A 21,243-nucleotide genomic window follows, 5' to 3' on the forward strand; every position below is an offset into this window, starting at 1 on the left:
CCAGAAGTAACCCTCACCACCTCGATCCCGCAACGCTGACGCTCCGTGAACTCACTCGATCGGGTGACGTGAGCGTCACGTCATGCGTGTCGACCTGCAACTTCGTTGATTAATCACCGGCTCCCGGCGGGTCACCCCCTAGGCGGGACGGCCACCGCCGTGTTGAAGTTAGCCTCGCCTTAGATATGCTCCGCTGATCTCAGGAAGGATCGTGATGGCGTTCCCCGCCGATCCGATACCCCATGTCGACCAGGCAGTATCTGATGTGGTCGGGGTCGGGTTCGGACCGTCGAACCTCGGCGTCGCGATCGCGTTGCGCGAGTTCAACGCGACGGTCGACGCATCCCACCGGGTGACCGGTCGCTTCGTGGAACGCCAGGAGGCGTTCGGCTGGCACCGCGGCATGCTTCTCCAGGACGCCACCATGCAGGTGTCCTACCTCAAGGACCTGGTGACTCTGCGTGACCCGAGCAGCGGGTACTCGTTCCTCGCCTACCTGCACGAACGCGGCCGGCTCGCCGATTTCATCAACTACGGCAGCAGCTTCCCGACCCGCCGCGAGTTCCACGACTACCTGGAGTGGGCGGCGTCCCGGGTCGGCCGGGGCGGACCGGAGGTGGCCGTCGACTACGGCACCGAGGTCCTCGAGATCCTCCCGGTGCGCGAGGACGGCGGCGCGGTCGAGCTGCTGGACGTGGTGATCCGCACGGCCGACGGCGGGATCCGCAGGCTTCGGACGCGCAACGTCGCCCTCGCCTGTGGGATGACACCGGCGCTGCCGCCGGGCGTCGTCCCGAGCGGCCGGATCTGGCACAACCGGGACCTGCTGTTCCGTACCGGCGAGCTGGCCGGTTCGGCGCCCGCCCGGTTCGTCGTCGTCGGTGCCGGGCAGAGTGCCGCCGAGACCGTCGAGCACCTGCACCGGACGTTCCCGACGGCCGAGGTGCACGCGGTGTTCGCGCGCTACGGCTACAGCCCGGCCGACGACACCTCGTTCGCGAACCGGATCTTCGATCCGGCCGCGGTGGACGACTTCTTCACCGCGCCGGACGAGGTGAAGGAACGGATCCTCGGCTACCACGCGAACACCAACTACTCGGTCGTCGATCCGCAGCTGATCGAGGGCCTGTACAGGACCCACTACCACGAGCGGGTCGCCGGAACGGAGCGACTGCGGTTCCGCAACGTGTCCCGGGTGGCCGACGTGGTCGAGCTCGCCGATCACGTGGAGATCGCGGTCGAGTCGCTGATCGACGGGTCCCGCGAGGTGATCACCGCCGACGCCGTCGTCTACGCGACCGGCTACCGGGCGACCGATCCGCTGGAGCTGCTCGGCGGCGGCCTTCCCGCGGCCTGTCTGCGGGACCCGGCCGGACGGCCGGACGTGCGACGGGACTACCGGATCGGCACCGCCGGGCTAGCCGACGGCACCCCCGTCCGGGCCGGGATCTACGTCCAGGGACCGACCGAGCACACGCACGGCATCACCTCGACCCTGCTGTCGAACATCGCCGTGCGATCCGGTGAGATCGTCGGGTCGCTGGTCGCCCCGGATTCCGTCCGGGACCGGGCACCGGCCCCCCGGGAGGTCCGGACCGATCCGCTGCCCGCCGGCCGCAGCGGCCGCTGACTGCGGCCCGCCCATCGAGGAACCGAGGAGACCCCCATGTCCGTGAACCCGTTCGACGACGAGGACGGAACCTTCCTCGCCCTGGTCAACGACGAGGGTCAGTACTCCCTGTGGCCGGAGTTCGCCGCCGTCCCGGACGGCTGGCGGATCGACCACGGCCCGGCCGGCCGGGCCTCCTGCCTGGCCCACATCGAGCAGAACTGGACCGATCTGCGCCCCCGCAGCCTGGTCGACCGCACGAGCTGACCGCCGGCCCCGGGGGGAGCCCCGGGGCCGGCTCAGCGCGCCGTCCAGGACCGCCAGAGCCGGGCATAGGCCCCTTCGGCGGCGAGCAGCTCCCGGTGGCTGCCGTTCTCGATCACCCGGCCGCCGTGCATGACGACGATGCGGTCGCACACCGCGGCCTGCGAGAGCCGGTGGGCGATCACCAGGCCCGCCCGCCCGCGCAGGGCGGCCTCCGAACAGCGGTCCAGCAGCTCCGCGTCGCTCGACCCGGCCTCGGCCGTCGCCTCGTCGAGGATCGCCAGGTCCGGGCGGGCGAGCACGACGCGGGCCAGCGCGATCTGCTGGGCCCGGGCCGCGGTCGGCGCCCGGCCGGTGGCACCGAGCACGGTGTCCAGCCCGTCGGGCAGCGAGGTCAGAAGGTCGTCCGCCCCGGCCTCGGTGAGTGCGCGGGTGATCTCGGCGTCGTCGACACCGGGAGCGGCGAGCGTCAGGTTCTCCCGCAGCGTCCCGGCAAAGACATGGGTGTCCTGGGTGATCAGCACGGTGTTCTCCGGACGGCTGACGGTTCCGCTGTCCGGGGCGTGGATCCCGGCGAGCAACCCGGCCAGCGTGGTCTTGCCGGCCCCGGAGGCGCCCACCACCGCGACCCGCTCGCCCGGCCCGACGGTGAGGTCGACATCGTGCAGCACCCGCCGGCCCCCGGGGTAGCCGAACCCGACCCCGCTGAGCCGGACGACCGGAGCGCCGTCCGGGGTGCCGCCCGAGGTGCCCGCCGCGGGCCGGTCGGCCGGCATGGTGATCACGCCGATCATCCGGTTCAACGAGGCCAGCGCCGACTGCAGGACGTCGATCACCAACAGCAGCTGGGTGATCGGTCCGAACAGCCGCAGGACGACCAGCATGGCCGTGGTGGCCATGCCGACCGTCGACCGGCCCGCGCCGATCAGCACGCAGCCGGTGACCAGGACGGCCGCCAGGCCGAGGTACTCGGCGAGGTGCAGCCGGCCGACGAACATGTTCTGCACCGTCCGGGCGCGCAGCGTGTGCCGCACGACGTCCCAGGACGCGCCGACCACCCGCCGGTGCCGACGGTCGCCGAGGCCGAAGGCCTGCACGGTGTCGAACCCACGCAGCGACTCCAGGATCTGCTGGGCGCGCTGCCCGGCCGCGGTCCGCTGGGCCTGGTAGACGGGCGGAGCGGTGGCGAGGTACCAGCGCAGCGCGAGCACGTAGACCGGCAGGGTCGCGGCGAGCGCCAGCCCGTAGCGCCAGTCCAGCGCGGCCATCCCGGCGACCGAGACCAGGATCGTGAAGCCGGCCGCGGTGAGCGCCGGGACGACCCGGTGCGCGGCCTCGGCGATCTGCGAGACGTCGTCGCTGGCCCGCGCGACGAGATCACCGGTCCCGGACCGCTCGACGACGCCCTGCGGCAGCTGCATCGCCCGGGCCACCAGGCGTTCGCGCAGCTCCGCCAGCAGCGTCTGGTAGATCCGTCCGGCGAGCACCGCGGTCAGCGCGGTGCCGGCCGCGGCCGCGCTCGTCGCGCCGACCAGCACCGCGATGGTCCACCAGACGGTGCCCGCGTCCGCGGTCCCGGCATCGACGGCGTTGATCAGCGAACCGAGCGCGACCGGCATCGCCAACCCGAGCGCGGAGCTGCCCAGCCCCAGCACCGCGACGGTGAGCAGCCGCAGCCGGTGCCCGCGGCTGACGAGCTTCAGCTCGGCCCAGGTGGCGGCCCGGCCGGCGACCGGTAGCCCGGACCCCGTCGCGGCGGTCACCGGTTCGCCCGCATCGGGCTGCCGACCGGTGGCCCCAACTCGACCACCCGGTCGCAGCGCGCCAGGAGCGCGGGGGAGCTGGTGACCAGGAACGTCGAACGCCGGGCCCGCACCCGGCGCAGCCGGTCGGCGATGGCCGCACCGGTCACCGAGTCGACGGCCGTCGTGGGCTCGTGGAGCACCAGGACCAGGGCGTCGCGGGCGTAGGCGCGGGCGAGTGCGAGCCGCTGGCGCTGGCCGCCGGAGAGCCGGTTGCCGTTCTCCCCGACCTGGGTGTCGAGGCCGTCCGGCGCACCGGACACGAAGTCGTCGCAGGCCGCCGCCCACAGCGCGGTCGCCCGGTCCGGCCCGGCGGTGCCGGGCAGGTCCAGGTTCTCGGCGACGGTGCCGCTGAACAGGGCGGCCTCGTGCGGTGCGACGACCACCGCCGCCCGGTACCCGGCCGGGTCCAGCTCGGCGGCCGGCACGCCGTCGAGGAGCACCTCCGCTGCGCGGTCCGCGCTGCGCGGCGCGAGGAACGACGCGACGATCGCGTTCGCGAGGTCGTCGTCGGCGTGCAGTCCGACCAGGGCGCCGGGCTCGATCCGGATCCGTTCCCGGTCCTCGGGGGTGCCCCGCAGGAGGACCTCCACCACCGGTGGTGTGTCCGGTCCGGGTGGCGGAGCGGCCGGTTCCGGCGCGTCGCCGGCCGCCCGGAGCAGGTCCAGCACCCGCCCGCCGGAGCCGACGGCGGCCGCCCACACGGCGCCGGCGTTCGCGGTCAGCAGGTTCAGCGGCGGCAGCAGCGCCTGGGTCAGCCCGGCGACCGCGATCAGCTCACCGATCGTGATCTGCCCGGCGACGGCGTGGAACCCGGCCAGCCCCGCGATGCCGGCGACGAAGAGCCCGGAGACGGTGTTGCTCCCGGCGAGGTAGCGGCCGAGCGCCCCGAGGTTGGTGAACGCCCCGGCCCGGGCGGCCCGGCTCTCGGTCCGGTAGCGGAGGGTCGCCTCCTCCTCGGCGCGGACGCCCTTGACCACCCGGTACCCGGTCACCAGGTCGGTCGCCCGTCCGACCGCGGCCGCGAGCAACGACTGGGCCTGTCGCGCGGTCCGCGCGAACGGCCCGCTGAGCGCACTCATCAGCCAGACGACGACCGGCGCACCGAGCAGCGCGGCCACGCCCAGCGGCCAGTGGATCACCAGCAGGGAGACTGCGACGAAGGTGATCCCGGCGAGCTCGCCCACCGGGTACACCCCGAGATTGACCGCCGTCGAGAGTCGGGTCAGGTCGTTGGTCGCGGTGGACAGGACGACCCCGTCGGGCTGGCGGACCCGCCCGTCGGCCGGGTGCAGGACCGACCCGGACAGGGTGCTGCGCAGCCGGTGCTCGACCGTCTGCATCGCCCGGGCCGCGAGGAACGCGCTGACCCGGAAGGCCACCGCCAGGCAGACGAAGGTGATCCCGAGCAGCGCCAGCCACCCGGCGAGCGCGACGAGGTCCCCGGTCTGCAGCGCCCGGTCGATCGCGAGGCCCATGATCACCGGAATCAGCGCGGTGGCGACGTGCTGCACGATCGCGAGCGCCGCGGCCGGGACCGTCAGGCGGGGGGCCGCGGCCGCGACCCGGGCGGTGAACCGGCGTGGGCCGATGCCGGGTGCGACGGTGAACGGTTCCACCGGGGGCGGGACGGAGGGGGCTTGCCAGAGCACCGGGAGCCGGCGGGCGAGGCGGCCGCGGCCGAGCCCGGCCGGGTCCGCGGGGCGCTCAGGGCTCACGCGGAGCCATGGTCATGTCGTCCTTTCCGCAGGGCGCACCCGTGGGCGTCCGGTGGACCGCACGGGCATTCCGAGGAAGGCGACCCTAACCAGAGATCACGGCGTGTCCGAACTCCATCGGCCGGTGAGAGTAACCACAACGATCAGGCTAGCCTAAACAAACCAAAAGAGTTAGCGTCTCCCGGCGTAACCGAGATCAGCCGACATGCACCCGCCGTCGACGACCGAGGTATCCGGTCCTCGCAGTGGGCGAGGAACCGGGACCGTCCCGGATGTCCGGCGGGGTCGTGACGCGGTGTCCTCCGCGTCCCTCCGCGGCCCTCGTCGTTTCTCCCGGCCCGCTACGTCGGCTGCCGCGCTTCCGCGCAGACCGAGAGGAATCCGATGCTCCGCACCGTGCTCGGTGGGAAGATCCACCGTGCGACCGTGACCCAGGCCGATCTGCACTACGTCGGCTCGCTGACCCTCGACTCCGACCTGGCCGTCGCCGCCGGGCTCGTCGAGGGGGAGAAGGTCCAGGTCGTCGACATCACCAACGGTGCCCGGCTCGAGACCTACGTGATCCTGGGCGAGCCCGGTTCCGGCGTGGTCTGTATCAACGGTGCCGCGGCGCACCTCGTGCACCCCGGTGACCTGGTCATCATCATCTCCTACCTGCTGGCCGACGGCGCTGAGCTGGCCGCGCACCGGCCCAGGGTGGTGCACGTCGACGCGGACAACCGCATCGTCGAGCTCGGGACGGACCCGGCCGAGCCGGTCCCCGGGGCCACCGACCAGCTCGCGTCCCGGTGAGCGCCGTGCCGGATCCCGGGCCGCTGGTACTCGACGGCGTCGTCGGGCACCCGGAGGAGTTCGCCGCCCGCTACCGCCGGGACGGGCTCTGGATCGACCGGACCTTCTCCGAGATCCTGTTCGACACGGTCGAACGGGTCCCCGGTGACGTCGCCGTGATCGCCGGCGACACCGAGCTCACCTATGCCGAGCTCGGTGAGCAGGTGCTGCGGCTGGCCGCCGGGTTCCGCGCACGGGGCATCGGCCGCGGCGACCGGGTCGTCGTGCAGCTGCCCAACGTCGCCGCGTACGTCCCGCTCGTGTTCGCGCTGTTCGAGCTCGGCGCCGTCCCGGTGCTGGCGCTGGCGGCGCACGAGCGCAACGAGATCGCCCAGTTCGTCGACCTGGCCGAGGCCGTCGCCTACCTGACCGTGGAGTCGCACGACGGCAGCGACCTCGCCGGGCTGGCTGCCGGGATCGCAGCGTCGTCGCCGACGGTGGCGCACACCGTCGTGCTGGACCGGGCCGGCGGCGGCCCGGAGCTCGACGCGCTGCTGGCGCACGAGCCGCTGCGCCACGAGCGCCGCTCGCTGCCCTCCGACGTCGCGTTCCTGCAGCTGTCCGGGGGCACCACCGGCACCTCGAAGCTCATCCCGCACACCCACGAGGGCTACCTGGGATCGATGGTCCAGGCGTCCCGCGTCGGCGGCATCACCGCGGACACCGTCCAGCTCGTCGTGCTGCCGATGCCGCACAGCTTCGCGATGCGCTCGCCCGGCTACCTGGGCGCGCTGCACGCGGGTGCCACGATCGTGCTCGCCACCGACGGGAGCCCGGACTCCGTGTTCCCGCTGATCGAGCGGCACCGGGTGACCGAGACCGCGCTCGTGCCGCCGCTGGCACTGGCCTGGCTGAACTCGTCGCTGCGCGGTGAGTACGACCTCGGCAGCCTGCGGACGGTGCGGGTCGGCGGCGCGAAGTTCGGGGCCGAGGCCGCCGCCCGGATCGGCCGCGAGCTCGGCGCCACCCTGCAGCAGAGCTACGGCATGGCGGAGGGCCTGCACACCTTCACCGGTCTCGACGAGGACGAGGAGACGATCACCACCCGGCAGGGCAGGCCGACCTCGGACGCGGACGAGATCCTGATCGTCGACGACGAGGACCGGCCGGTCCCGCCGGGCACCCCCGGCCACCTGCTGACCCGGGGGCCGGCGACCGTGCGCGGCTACTACCGGGCCCCGGAACACGACCGGACCGTGTTCACCGCGGACGGCTTCTACCGGGTCGGTGACCTGGTGCAGCAGGACGAGCGCGGCTACCTGACCGTGGTCGGCCGGGCGAAGGACCAGATCAACCGGGGCGGGTCGAAGATCGCCCCGGAGGAGATCGAGAACCACCTGCTCGCCCATCCGGCGGTGCACGACGCCTCGGTCGTCGGCGTCCCGGACGACGTGCTCGGGGAGCGCGCCAAGGCCTATCTCGTGCCCCGCCGGGACGGTGACCCCGCGGAGCTGACGCTCGCCGGGACACGGTCGTTCCTGCGCGAACGCGGTCTGGCCGGCTACAAGCTGCCGGACCTGGTCGAGGTGGTCGAGAGCTTCCCCAGCACGGTCGCCGGGAAGGTCAGCAAGCGCGCCCAGCGGACGAAGAGGGACTGACGTGAGCAATCCGGTACGCCTGCCGTTGTCCGTCGCGCAGCGCGGGGTGTGGTCCGCGCAGCAGCTGTTCCCGGACTCGACCGTCTATCGGGTCGGCCAGATCATCTGGATGTCCGGGCCGATCGATCCGGCCGCGTTCGCCGAGGCGGTGGACGCGGCGGTCGCCGAGACCGAGGCGCTGCGCGCACGGTTCGGCGAGATCGACGGATCGCCGGTGCAACGGGTCGACGACGACGCCACGGTGCGTACCGCGATCGTGCACGAACCGCTCGACGACGACGCGATCGTCGATCGCGCCCGGATCGACTACCGCACGCCGGCGACCGGACCGGACGCGCTGTACGCGCCGTGGTCGCTGCTGGCCCGGCGCAGCGGCGGCGGTTGGGCCTGGGCGTTCAACCACCACCACCTGGTGCTCGACGCCTACGGTGTCTCGCTGGTCGTCCGCCGGATCGCCGAGCTCTACACCGCGCGGGTGTCGGGCGCACCGGCCCCGGAACGCTGGTTCGGCGCCCTGGCCGACATCGTCGATTCCCCCGACGGCGGCCCCGGCGGCGGCCCGGAGGCGGCGGAGGCGTACTGGCGGGGGGTGCTCGACGTCGATCCCGGCGTCCCGGACGACGCGGGCCGGCTCGCCGACGCCTTCGGGTTCCGGCCGCACACCGTGCCGGTGCCGCTCGGCCCGGAGGTCCGGGACCGCATCGCCGCGTTCGCCCGGCCCGCGCGGCTGTCCTGGCCGGACGCGCTCGTGGCGCTGTGGGGCCTGTTCACCGCGCGGGACCGGCACTCCGACCGGGTCGCGGTCCGCATGCCGTTCATGCTGCGGGACGGGGCGGCCCGGCTGCGCACCCCGTCGATGACGTCGCGGATCGTCCCGCTGGTCGTCGGGATCGGACCGCGGACGACGGTGGCCGAGCTGCTGCAGGCGATCTCGGCGCAGATCCGCCGCGTCCCCGCGCACACCGCGATCGAGGACGCGCAGCTGGCCCGGCTGTGGCCGGGTGGTGAGGCCGCCTACTTCGAACTCCCGGTCGTCAACATCAAGCTGATGGACTACGCCGCGGACTTCGCCGGCACCGCGGGCGTCGAGCAGACGGTGAATCCCGGCCCGGTCGGCCGGCTGGACCTGTCCGTGCACAACGATCCGGTCCACGGTTTCCGGCTCGACCTGCGCGGGCGCGAGCCGGAGTACGCGGGGCGCGCCGTCGAGGAGCACGCCCGGCGCTTCGCCGACTACCTCGACGCGGTGCTGGACCTGCCGATCGACACGACCCTGGCGGAGCTCGACCGGGCCGGGGCGCCGCGCCCGGCCGGCGACACCGCCGCCGGGGCTGACGGGATCGTGCTGGACCCGCCCGCCGGCACCGTCGACGAGCTCGTCCGCCGGCAGGTGGCCCGCACCCCGGGGGCCACCGCCGTCGTCGACGACCCGACCGGACTGCGCTGGACCTTCGCCGAGCTCGACGCGCGGGTCAACGCGCTGGCCGCGCTGCTGGTCGAGCGCGGCGTGCGGGTGGGCGACCGGGTCGGGGTGCTGCTGCCCCGCAGCCCCGACCTGGTGGTGGCACTGGTCGCGGTCCTCCGGGCCGGCGCGGGCTACCTGCCGATCGACCCGAACCTGCCCGGTGCGCGGATCGCGACGATCCTCGAGGACGGCACCCCGCGCCTGGTCGTCACCGACACCGGCGGTGCCGGCCGCGCCGGCCCGGACGCGCTGGTCCTCGACGAGCACACCGGCGATCTGGACCGGGGCGCGGTGACGCCGCCGGCGCTGTCCCGGGAACCGGCGCCCGACGACCCGGTCTACGTCATCTTCACCTCGGGCACCACCGGACGGCCCAAGGGTGTCGAGGTCCCGCACCGGGCGCTGGTGAACCGGCTGGCCTGGGGCCGCGAGCGCTACCCGCTCGGCGCCGGCGGGACCGTGCTGATGAAGACCCCGGTCTCGTTCGACGTCTCCGCCCCGGAGGTGTTCGCCCCGCTCACCGAGGGCGGCTCGCTGGTCGTCGCCGCGGACGGGCGGCACGGCGATCCGGAGTACCTGCACGAGGTGATCCGCCGGCACGCCGTGCACCGGATCAACTTCGTGCCCTCGATGGGCGAGGAGTTCGTCCGCGCCGGCACCGGCACGCTGCCGTCACCGACCGTGACGATGGTGGCGGGCGAGGCGTTCCCCGCCGCGCTCGCGACCGCGCTCGGCGAGCGCACCGGCGGCACGGTCCTCAACATCTACGGCCCCACCGAGACCGGCGAGATCACCCACCACGAGGCGGACCCGACGACGCCGGGCCGGGGCGCGCTGGTGCCGATCGGCACCCCGATGGCCAACACCCGGGCCCGGGTGCTCGACCGGTGGCTGCGTCCGGTCGGGGCCGGGACGCCCGGCGAGCTGTACCTGGGCGGCGACCAGGTCGCCACCGGCTACGTCGGCCGGCCCGGCCGCACCGCGGAACGCTTCGTCGCCGATCCCGACGGCACGGGGCAGCGCCTCTACCGCACCGGGGACCTGGTGCGCCGCACCGCCGACGGCCTGCTGGAGTACCTCGGCCGCGCCGACGACCAGGTCAAGATCCGCGGGCACCGGGTGGAACCCGGCGAGGTGGCCGCGGTGCTGGAGCGACACCCGGCGGTGACCCGCGCGGTGGTCGTCGCACAGGAACACCGCACGGCCGGAACCCGGCTGGTCGGCTACGTGACCACTGTCCCGGAGACCGGGGACGAGCCGTCCGGGCGGGCCGCGGCGCTGCGCGCGCACCTGGCCGGGCGGCTGCCCGGCCACATGGTGCCTGCCGCGATCGTGGAGCTCGACGGCTTCCCGGTCACCGCCAACGGCAAGATCGACCGCCGGGCCCTGCCCGAGCCCGGGTCGCTCGCCGAGCCCGCGGCCGCCGGCCGGCCGCCCCGCACCCGCACCGAGATCGCGCTGGCGGAGGCGTTCCGGGAGATCCTCGGGCTGCCCGCCGGCACCCGGCCGGGTGTCGACGACGACTTCTTCGCACTCGGCGGGCACTCGCTGCTCGCGACCCGGCTGCTGGCCCGGGTGAACGCCATGGCCGGGACCCGCGCCTCGCTGCGCGACGTCTTCGACCGGCCCACGATCGCCGGGCTCGCCGACCTGCTCGGCGAGCTGCCCCGATCCGCGGCCGCGGCCGCGCCGGCCGCCGTCCGCCCGGAACGGGTGCCCGCCTCGGCGGGCCAGCAGGCGCTCTGGTTCGCAGAGCAGCTCGGCGGACCCGGCGGACGCTACGTCGTCCCGACGGTCGCGCAGGTGACCGGCGACCTCGATCCGGCGGCGCTCACCGCCGCGGTGCGCGACGTCGTCGCCCGGCACGAGTCCCTGCGCACCCTGCTGCGCGACGACGACGGCCGGCTGGTGCAGGTCGTCGTCCCCGCCGACGAGGCGGGGCGGCGGCTGGTGTGCACGGTGGAGGACCTGCGCGCCGCCGCACCGGAGGTGCTCGACGAGCGGGTCGCCCGGGTGGTGCGGGCCCGCTTCGACCTGGCCGTGGACCTGCCGGTGCGGGTGGCGGTGCTGCGCACCGGGGCGCAGGCGTGGCGGTGGGTGCTGGCGGTGCACCACCATGCGGTCGACGAGTGGTCGCTGCCGGTGCTGCTGCGGGACGTGTCGGTGGCGTACCGGGCGCGACGGGCCGGACGGGAGCCGGAACGGACGCCGTTGCCGGTGCAGTACGCCGATCACACGATCCGCGGGCGCGCCCACCTGGGCCGGGCGGACGACCCGGGCTCGGTGCTGGCCGGGCATCTGGCGTACTGGCGGGAGGCGCTGGCCGGTGCGCCGGAGGAGTCGACGATCTGCGCGGACCGGCCGCGGCCCGCCGAGCCGACCCACCGGGGCGAGGACGTCGGGTTCGCGCTCGACGACGACGTGGTGAGTGCGCTGCGCACGGTGGCCGCCCGCCACGGCGTCACCTCCTTCATGATCGCCCAGGCCGCCGTCGCACTCGCCGTGTCCGCGCTCGACGGCACCGGCTCGGCCGACGCCGACGTGGTCGTCGGGTCGCCGGTGGGCGGCCGCACCGAGGAGGGCCTGGCCGACGCGGTCGGCTACTTCGCGAACGTGCTGCCGTTCCGGCACCGCTTCTCCGCCGCCGACCGGCCGGCCGACGTGCTGGCCAGGGCCCGAGAGACCGTGCTCGACGGCTTCGCCCACCAGGACGCGCCGTTCGACCGGATCGTCACCGCCGCAGGCGCCGGCCGGGACACCGGTCGCAACCCCGTGTACCAGGTCATGCTGACCCACCAGCAGCACACCGGCGAGCCCTATCCGCTGGTGCTGCCGGGCGCCGACGTCCACCCGGACGGCACCGGCATCGGCGCCGTGAAGGCCGACCTCGACGTGTACCTGACGGACCGCCCGGACGGCATCGACGGGTTCGTCAGCGCCGCGACCGACCTGTTCGACCGGGCCACCGCCGAGCGGTTCGTCGCGGTCCTCACCCGGGCGCTGGCCGCCTTCGCGGCCGACCCGGAGCAGCCGCTGGCCCGCCTGGAGCTGCTGCCCACCGACGACCTCGCGCGGATCGAGCAGTGGTCCCGCGGCACGACCGGGGCACCCGCCGGGGCGTCCACGGTGGACGCCATGCTGCGGCAGCGGATCGCGGCCACCCCGGCGGCGACGGCCGTCGTGGACGGTGCGAGTGGTCGCCGGTGGACCTTCGCCCAGCTCGACGCCCGGATCGACGCCGTGGCAGCCGCCCTCGCCGAGCGGGGTGTCACGGTGGGCGACCGGGTGGGCGTGCTGCTGCCGCGCGGCGTCGATCTCGTGCCGGTGCTCGCCGGCGTGCTGCGTGCCGGGGCGGCCTGCGTGCCGCTCGACCCGGCACATCCGCCGGCGCACCTCGCCCGGCTGGTGGAGGTCGCCCGGCCCCGGCTCGTGGTGACCGCTCCCGGCGGGCCGGAGCTGCCGCTCGATGCCGACCGGCTGCTCGCCGTCCCGGAGGTGGCGCAGGCGCCGCCGGCCAGGGCGGAGGGCCGGGCCCCGTCCGGCGGCGATCCCGCACAGATCATCTTCACCTCCGGCACCACCGGCGAGCCCAAGGGTGTGCAGCTCTCGCACGCCGCCCTGACCAACCGGTTGAGCTGGGGAAACGCCCTTCTCGGCCTCGACGGCGGGGCGCGGGCGCTGGTCAAGAGCGGGGTCGGATTCGTGGACGCGGTGACCGAGCTGTTCGGCCCGCTCACCGCGGGAGCCACCGTCGTCGTCGCGCCGGACCGGATCGCCCGCGACGCCGCAGCACTGTGGTCGGCCGTGCGCGACCACGGCATCACCCACCTGCTCACGGTGCCCGCGCTGGCCGACGGGCTCGGCGCCGAGCCGCACACCGCCGGGGACCCGGGACCGGACACGCTGCGGCACTGGGTGTCGTCCGGGGAGCCGCTGACCCCCGGGACGCGGGACACGATGCGCCGGCTCGCCCCGGGCGCCGTGCTGCACAACTTCTACGGCTCGACCGAGGTCACCGGCGATGCCACCGTCTGCACCGTGGACACATCGGGCAAATCAGACACAGTGGACACGGCGCGGGTGGGCGGGCAGGTGCCGATCGGGCGCCCGCAACCGGGCGTCACCGCGCGGGTGCTCGACGGCCGGCTTCGCCCGGTCGGCCCCGGCGTGACCGGTGAGCTGTACCTGGGCGGCGCCCAGCTGGCCGACGGCTACCTGGGCCGGCCGGCGTTCACCGCCGAGCGGTTCGTCGCCGATCCGTTCGGCGCCGGCGGCGGCAGGCTCTACCGGACCGGCGACCTGGCCCGGTGGACCGCCGGCGGCCGGCTCGAACACCTGGGCCGCGCCGACGACCAGGTCAAGATCCGCGGGCACCGGGTCGAACCCGGCCAGGCACGCGCCGTGCTGCGCGCGCATCCGGCGGTCTCCTCGGCCGTCGTCGTCGCCGCCGCACATCCGGCGGGCGGCATGCGCCTCGTCGGGTACGTGACCGTGCGCCCCGGGGCGGCCGGCCCGGACGTGCCGGGGGAGCTGCGGACCTTCCTGGCCGAGCGGCTCCCCGACCACTTGGTGCCCTCGGCACTGGTGGAGCTGGACGAGCTGCCGCTCACCCCGAACGGCAAGATCGACCGGCGCGCACTGCCCGCTCCCGGGCCGGGCACCGGCGCCGCCGGACGGGCCCCGGCCACCGACCACGAGCGGCTGCTCGCCACCGCGTTCCGCGAGGTGCTGGCACTCGACCCGGACACCGCGCTCGGTGTCGACGACGACTTCTTCCGCCTGGGCGGGCACTCGCTGCTCGCCGCCCGGCTGCTGACCCGCGTCAACACCACGCTGGCGTCCGCGCTGCGGTTGCGGCACGTGTTCGCCCACCCGACGATCGCCGGGCTGGCCGCCGCCGTGTCCGGCCCCGCCCGGCACGACAGCTCGCCGCTGCCACCGATCACCGGGGTCGTCCGCCCGGACCCGATCCCGGCGTCCTTCGGCCAGCAGGCGCTCTGGGTGCTCGGTGAGCTCGGGATGGGCCCGGCCTACCAGGTCGGGATCGTGCTGCGGATCCCCGGCGGCGCCGACGCCGCCGCGCTCGGCCGGGCGCTGCACCGCTTCGTCGAACGGCACGAGATCCTGCGGACCCGTTTCGTCGCCGACGACGACGGGCTGCTCACCCAGGTCGTCACCGCGCCGCCGCAGCAGCCGGGCCCGGCCGTCCGGACCGTCGCCGCCGACGACCTCCCGGCCCGGGTCGGCGAGCTGCTCGCCGAGCGGCGCGATCTGGCCGTCGACGGCGGCGCCGGGTTCACCCTGCTCCAGGTGCACGACCGGACCGGGGCCGGGCCGGCCGGGCGGGACGACCTGCTCGTCGTGCACGGCCACCATATCGTGATCGACGAGGGATCGGTGCGGCCGCTGGTCCGCGACCTCGACACGCTCTACGACGCCGAGCTGACCGGCACGCCGGCCGCGCTGCCCCCGCTGACCGTCCAGTCCGCGGAGTTCGCGGTGTGGCAGCGCCGCCTGCTCGGCGACCGCGACGACCCGGGCTCCCGGTTCCGGGCCGACCTGGAGCACTGGGCGAAGCAGCTGGCCGACCTGCCGGTCGAGACCCCGCTGCCGCTGGACCGGCCGCGGGCCGAGACCACCGAACGCACCATCCGGACCGTGCGGGCCGGACTGGGCGGCGAGGGGTCCGCCGCCGTCGACCGGCTGCTCTCCGACCGGCGGGCCACCCCGCTGCACGGACTCGTCACCGCGCTGGCGCTCGGCCTGTGGACCGAGGGCGCCGGGAACACCGTCCCGGTCGGCACCCCGGTCGAGCTGCGCGACCAGCCCGAGCTCGCCGACGCCATCGGCTATCTCGTCAACACCGTCGTCGTGCGCGCCGACGTCGACGACAGCGCCGGGTTCGGCGAGCTGCTCGCCGACGTCCGCGACCGGGTCGTCGACGCCGGGGAGCACAAGCACGCCCCGTTCGACAGCGTGGTCGAGACCCTCGCGCCGCCCCGGATCCCAGGGATCAGCCCGCTGTTCCAGGTCATGGCCGCCTTCCGGGACGATCACCGGCGGGACGACCACCGGCCGCGCCGGCTCGTCCCCGATCCGGCGGTGGTGGCCGCCGCGGCCGACGACCGGGCCAGGCCCGCCCTGTCCGACCTGGTCGGGCTCGTCGTGCGGCGCCCCGACGGGCAGCTCGACCTGCAGCTCAACTCCGCCCGGGAGCTGTTCACCGCTGCCACCGCCGACCGACTGCTCGCCCGGGTGCACCGGTTCCTGGTCCTCGGAGCCCGCTACCCGCAGCTGCCGGTGCGCCATCTCGTCCAGCTCGTCCGGGCAGCAGGTGACCGGCTCGACGACCGGGCCGACCGGGACACGGCCGACCCGGTGCACTCCGGGCCCGAGGCCCGCCATCCGCTGCCGGATCTCGACCCGGACGACGTCACCTCCTGGAACGCCGCGCTGGAGTACCTGAGCTGCACCCTCCCCGGGGCGGGCCCGCTCACCCTGCACGTGCGCGACGACGGCTCCGCTGAGCTGACCGGGCACCCCGACGGTCCGGCGCTCGCCGGGCCCGGCGGCGGCCCGGCCGCGGCGCTCGGCACCGTGGCCGGGCTCGCCGCCGAGCTCGTGGCGTCCTACCGGACCCGGGTTCCCCTGACCGTCGGCCGGGAACCCGGCGTGCACCCGGGCCGCCCGCAGCTGCGGCCCGCCGACCGGGTCCGCGTCGCACCGGCCGACGCCGACCGTCTCCGCGCCCGCTACGGCGCGGACAGCAGGCTGCTGCCGCTGTCCGCCCTGCAGAGCGGACTGCTCTACCACATGGTCCGGGCCCGCGAGACCGGCGACAACAACGCCTACGTCTCGCAGGTGCTGCGCGAGATCAGCGGGGAGCTCGACGTCGACCACCTGCGCCGCACCGTCGAACGGGTGTGTGCCCGGTACCCGAACCTGTTCGCGGCCTTCGTACCACTGCACGACACCGAGGTGGCGGTCGTCCCGGCCGGGGCCACGGCCGATTTCCGGGTGGTCGGCCCGGACGAGCTCGCCGGCGACACCGCCGCGTCCTACCTGGAGCGCGAACGCCGCGTCCCGTTCGACCTCACCGACCCGCCCCTGATCAGGTTCACCCTGGTCCGGCACGCCGAGCGGGCCGCCACCCTCGCGATGACCTTCGAGCACATCCTGATGGACGGCTGGTCGATCAACGCGCTGCTCGCCGAGATCGTCGACAGCTACGCCGATCCAGGACTGCCCGACCGGACCGGGCCGGCGTCGTTCGAGGACTACCTGGACTGGCTCGGCACCCGCGACACCACCGCCGCCCACCGGGCGTGGGACGACTACCTCGCCGACCTCGCGGGCCCGACCCTGCTCTGGCCCGAGGGCGGCGACCTCGGTCTGACCCGGGTCGACACCGGCGACGTGCACCGGGACCTCACCCCGGACGCGGCCGCCGCGGTGCACGCCGCCGCCCGCCGGGCCGGGGTCACCGTCGGCACCCTGCTTCAGGCCGCGTGGGCGCTCACCCTCGCCCGCGTCACCGGTGGCGACGACGTCGTGTTCGGCAACACGGTCTCCGGGCGGCCACCGGAGCTCCCCGGCTCCGACCGGATGATCGGGCTGCTGTTCAACACGCTGCCGATGCGGGTCGGCCTCCGGCCCGCCGAGAGCGTCGGCGAGCTCCTGTCCCGGATCCGGACCGAGCAGCTGCGGGTGCTCGACCACCCCTACGCGGAGCTGACCCGGATCCAGGACGCCACCGGGCTCGGCGCGCTGTTCGACACCCTGTTCGTGGTGCAGAACCTGCCGTTCGACCCGTTCGGCACCGACGAGACGGCGGCGGGCGGGCTGCGGGTGACCGGGGGCACCGTCAACGACGCCACCCATTACCCGGTCACCGTCGCGGTGAACCCCTGGGAGCGGGCCGGCCGCGCCACCGTGCACGTGCGGCTGTCCTACCGCCGCGACGCCTTCGGTCCCGACGCCGCGGACCGGCTCACCGAGCGCTACCTGCACGTTCTCGGCGAGCTCACCGCCGACCCGGACCGGCCGGTCGCCAGGGTCGGGACCTACCTGCCCGACGAGCGGCCACCGTCGCCCGCCGGGGCGGCCCGCCCGGTCCGCGAGGTGACAGTGGCCGACCTGCTGGACGAGCAGGTCGCCCGGTCCCCGCAGGAGACGGCGATCGTCGCCGGTGACCGCAGTCTCACCTTCGCCGGGTTCGCCGCCGAGGTGAACCGCTACGCGCGACTGCTGCTCTCCCGCGGGGTCCGCCCCGAGCACCGGGTGGCGCTGCTGCTCCCGCGCGACGAGCGGATGGTCGTCGCGATGTTCGCGGTCTTCACCGTCGGCGCCGCCTACGTGCCGATCGACGCCGAACACCCGGACGAGCGGATCGGGACGATGCTCGACATCGCGCGCCCGACCGCGACCCTGGTGACCACCCGGGACGCCGCCCGCGTCCCGGGGCCTGCGCCGGGCTCCGGCCGGGGGAGTGCCGGTGAGCTGCTCGATCTCGACGACCCGGCGGTGCGCGCGGAGCTGGCGGCGGGCGATCCCACCCCGGTGACCGACGCCGAGCGGGGCGGGCCGATCGAGCAGGACAACCTGGCGTACGTCATCTTCACCTCCGGATCGACCGGCCTGCCCAAGGGGGTCGCGATCGGCTACCGCGGCCTGACGAACATGTACGCCAACCACGTCGAGGAGATCTTCGACCGGGTCGTCGCCCACCAGGGCGGGCGCCGGATGCGGATCGCGCACACCACATCGTTCTCCTTCGATGCCTCCTGGGAACAGCTGTTCTGGCTGCTCAACGGGCACGAGGTGCACGTGATCGACGAGGAGCTGCGGCGCGAGCCGCAGCGGCTGCTCGACCACTACGACGCCGCCCGGATCGACGGGTTCGACGTCACCCCCTCCTACGGGCAGCTGCTCGTCGACTCCGGCCTGCTCGACCGGGATCGGCCGGCAGGGCGGTCGGTCGCCGCCGACGCGCCTGGTGTGGTGTTCGTGTCGCTGGGCGGCGAGGCCGTGCCGGAGGCGTTGTGGCGCAGGCTGCGCGAGGCACCGGGGGTCGAGTCCTACAACCTCTACGGGCCGACCGAGTACACGATCAACGCGCTGGGCGCCGATCTGTCCCGCTCGGAGACGCCCAGCGTGGGACGGCCGATCGCCAACACCCGCGCCTACATCCTCGACGGGACCCTGCACCCGGCGCTGCCCGGCGTGCCCGGCGAGCTCTACCTGGCCGGGGCGGGGACCGCCCGCGGCTACTGGGCCGAGCCGGGGCGCACCGCGGAGCGGTTCGTCGCCTGCCCGTGGGAGCCCGGCACCCGGATGTACCGGACCGGGGACCTCGCCCGCTGGACCCCCGAGGGGACCATCGACTATCTCGGCCGCGCCGACGACCAGGTCAAGATCCGGGGGTACCGGATCGAGCCCGGCGAGGTCGCCGACGTGCTCGCCGGTGACCCGCAGGTCGCCCGGGCCGCGGTGATCGCGCGCCCGGACCCGCAGGGCTCGACGGCGCTGTACGGCTACCTGGTCCCGGCGGACGGTGAGATCGGCCTCGACGCGGTGCGGGCCCGCGCGCGGCAGCTGCTGCCCGACTACATGGTCCCGGCCGGACTGGCCGCGATCGACGAGCTGCCGCTGACGGTCAACGGCAAGATCGAGGCGCGGGCGCTGCCGGACATCACGACCGACGCCGCGGAGCACGTGGCACCGCGCACCCCGGCCGAGGCCGCGGTCACCGGTGCCGTCGCCGAGCTGCTCGGCGTGCCGCAGGTGTCGGCGACCGCCGGCTTCTTCGACGTCGGCGGCAACTCACTGCTCGCGATGCGCCTGGTCGCGCGGCTGAACGAGCGGCTCGGGTCGGGGCTGCTGGTGCGCGACGTGTTCACCGCGCAGGATCTCGCCTCGATCGCCGAGCTGATCGATCCCGGCACCGGCACCGATCGGGGTGACGGCGGCGGTGGGGGTGGCGGTGGCGGTGGCGGGGCCGACGTGGCCGGTGCCGTCCTGGTGCCGCTCGCGCCGTCGACCACCGGCCGGCACCTGTTCTGCGCGCACGCCCGCTACGGGCACGCGTCGCTGTACTCGGCGCTGGCCGGCCACGTCCCGCCCGGGGTCGGCGTCGTCGGGCTGCAGGATCCGGCGCACGCCGGGCTGGACACCGAGTTCGGCTCGATGGGCGAGCTCGCCGCCGTCTACGCCGACGCGCTCCAGCGGGTCCAGCCGGCCGGTCCCTACGACCTGCTCGGCTGGTCCTTCGGCGGGCACATCGTGTTCGCCGTCGGCCGTGAGCTCGTCGCCCGCGGCGAGCCGGTCGCCACGATCACGATCATCGACACCACCCCGACCGGCCCGGACCACGTCCCCGACCCGGGTGACGTGGCGCCCCGTCCCGGCGTGCCGGTGGCCGCCGACACGCTCCGGCAGGAGGAGTTCCTGCGTGCGACCTCCGGGGAGCTGCGCGAGGTGCTCGGCGAACGGGCGAGCGCCGAGGTCTTCGCCGACCGCACCCAGCTCACCGCGTTCGCCGTGTCCGGGCTGCGGTGCGAGCGGCACATGGCCGAGCCGACCACCGGCGGGCTCGACTGCCCGGCGCTGCTGGTCGCGGCCGGCGCACCGGTCGAGGCGGACACGGCCGCCGGCACCGGGATCGCCGGGTGGGCCGCGCACCTGCCGCGGGCCCGCACGGTGCACGTCGGGGACGCCGACCACAACTCGATCGTCCGCCCGGATCGCGGCCTGCCGCACTGGGCGCACCACCTCACCGGCCTGCTGCGGCGCAGCGGGCCGGGGACCCACAACCAGGAGGGACACCGATGAGCCTGACCGCCGACGAGGCCGCCGCGGACGTCGCGGAGGTGCTGTTCCTGGAACCCCGCGACGTGGACCACCGGCTCGACCTGCGGGAGCAGGGCCTGGACTCGGTGCGCACGATGGAGCTGGTCGACCGGTGGCGCCGGGCGGGCGTGCCGGGGGTCAGCTTCGTGCTGCTCGCCGAGGACCGCAGGCTGGAACGCTGGCTGGAGCTGCTGGGGGAGCTGCAGGGGGAGACCCGAGTCGATCCGGAGCCGGAGCCCCGGCTCCGCACCTGCATCGCGACCATCTCGCTCGGCGGGACACTGCCGGAGAAGCTCGACGCCGCGGCAGCGGCCGGGTTCGACGGCGTCGAGCTGCTCGACGCCGACCTGCGCGACGGGCCGTGGCCGGCGGCCCGGGTGGCGGCCCGCTGCGCCGAGCTCGGCCTGGGCATCGACCTCTACCAGCCGTTCCGGCGCGCCGAGGGGGTGGACGACGCCGAGTTCGACGCGGTGCTGGCCCGCTTCCGCGGCGAGCTCGACGTCATGGCCGAGGTGGGCGCGTCGTCGATCCTCGTCGTCTCCAACACCGACGCCGACGCCGATCCGGACCGGGACCGCTCCGTCCGCCAGCTCGCCACGCTGGCCGACGCCGCCGCCGACCGGGGCATGACGGTGACCTACGAGGCCCTGGCCTGGGGCACCCACGTCGGCCGGTTCACCGACGCGTGGGACGTCGTGCGCCGCACCGATCATCCGGCGCTGTCGGTCGCCGTCGACACCTTCCACCTCATCTGCCGCGGTGAGGACGCCGCGGCACTGGCGGGGGTGCCGGCCGGGAAGATCTCGCTGGTCCAGGTCTCCGATGCGCCGTGGCGGTCCGGCGGGCTCGCGGAGTGGAGCCGCAACCACCGCTGCCTGCCGGGGGACGGCGAGTTCGATCTCGTCGGGCCGCTGGCCGCGCTGCTGGCCGGCGGCTACCGGGGGGCCCTGTCCCTGGAGCTGTTCGATCCGGCGCTGCGCCGGCAGGACCCGCACGAGGTGGCCGCCCGCGGCGCGGCCGCGCTCGACGAGCTGGTGGCCCGGACCCGGGCCGGCGCGGTGCCCGCGGGCTGACGGCCCGCACCGGCCGGTGCGCACCGGGGCGGCGG

8 protein-coding genes are annotated in these 21,243 nt (G+C 75.0%); 6 read left to right on the forward strand and 2 right to left on the reverse strand.

Going from position 1 to position 21,243, the window contains the following annotated elements:
* The first annotated feature begins 214 nt into the window (after positions 1-214).
* A complete protein-coding gene (locus ABZ881_RS08595) occupies positions 215-1,630 on the forward strand; it encodes a SidA/IucD/PvdA family monooxygenase (RefSeq protein WP_358482948.1) in 1,416 nt (471 codons plus the stop codon).
* Between the two features lie 36 nt (positions 1,631-1,666).
* Entirely contained in the window at positions 1,667-1,876 is a 210-nt protein-coding gene (locus ABZ881_RS08600; protein ID WP_358482950.1) for an MbtH family protein, read from the forward strand.
* Positions 1,877-1,908: 32 nt separating this feature from the next.
* On the opposite strand, the gene ABZ881_RS08605 is transcribed toward ABZ881_RS08600, so the two are convergent.
* On the reverse strand, positions 1,909-3,636 hold the full coding sequence (locus tag ABZ881_RS08605; protein WP_358482953.1) for an ABC transporter ATP-binding protein: 1,728 nt from the start codon (positions 3,634-3,636) through the stop codon (positions 1,909-1,911).
* Positions 3,633-5,393, reverse strand: a complete 1,761-nt coding sequence (locus ABZ881_RS08610; protein ID WP_358482954.1) for an ABC transporter ATP-binding protein — start codon at positions 5,391-5,393, stop codon at positions 3,633-3,635. Before ABZ881_RS08610 ends, ABZ881_RS08605 begins: the two co-directional genes overlap by 4 nt.
* Positions 5,394-5,777: 384 nt before the next feature.
* Between ABZ881_RS08610 and panD the strand changes: the two genes are divergently transcribed.
* From panD to ABZ881_RS08630, 4 genes are read left to right on the forward strand one after another with little or no spacing between them, the layout of a single operon-like run.
* Positions 5,778-6,185, forward strand: coding sequence for an aspartate 1-decarboxylase (gene panD, locus ABZ881_RS08615; RefSeq protein WP_358482956.1), 408 nt, complete (start codon positions 5,778-5,780; stop codon positions 6,183-6,185).
* Positions 6,182-7,822: an AMP-binding protein gene (locus tag ABZ881_RS08620; protein ID WP_358482958.1), complete on the forward strand. Its 1,641-nt coding sequence runs from the start codon at positions 6,182-6,184 to the stop codon at positions 7,820-7,822. The genes panD and ABZ881_RS08620 overlap by 4 nt, the downstream gene beginning before the upstream one ends.
* Before the next feature lies 1 nt (position 7,823).
* Entirely contained in the window at positions 7,824-20,117 is a 12,294-nt protein-coding gene (locus ABZ881_RS08625; RefSeq protein ID WP_358482960.1) for an amino acid adenylation domain-containing protein, read from the forward strand.
* Positions 20,114-21,208, forward strand: coding sequence for a TIM barrel protein (locus tag ABZ881_RS08630; RefSeq protein ID WP_358482963.1), 1,095 nt, complete (start codon positions 20,114-20,116; stop codon positions 21,206-21,208). Before ABZ881_RS08625 ends, ABZ881_RS08630 begins: the two co-directional genes overlap by 4 nt.
* Positions 21,209-21,243: the final 35 nt, after the last annotated feature.

Origin of the sequence: Pseudonocardia sp. NPDC046786 (assembly GCF_040645415.1) — a bacterium.
GTDB lineage: Bacteria > Actinomycetota > Actinomycetes > Mycobacteriales > Pseudonocardiaceae > Pseudonocardia > Pseudonocardia kongjuensis.

What these genes read in the sequence shown, in the direction of transcription:
- ABZ881_RS08630 (WP_358482963.1), top strand. Translation starts at nt 20,114, where the DNA reads ATGAGCCTGACCGCCGACGAGGCCGCCGCGGACGTCGCGGAGGTGCTG.
- panD (WP_358482956.1), top strand. Translation starts at nt 5,778, where the DNA reads ATGCTCCGCACCGTGCTCGGTGGGAAGATCCACCGTGCGACCGTGACC.
- ABZ881_RS08595 (WP_358482948.1), top strand. Translation starts at nt 215, where the DNA reads ATGGCGTTCCCCGCCGATCCGATACCCCATGTCGACCAGGCAGTATCT.
- ABZ881_RS08600 (WP_358482950.1), top strand. Translation starts at nt 1,667, where the DNA reads ATGTCCGTGAACCCGTTCGACGACGAGGACGGAACCTTCCTCGCCCTG.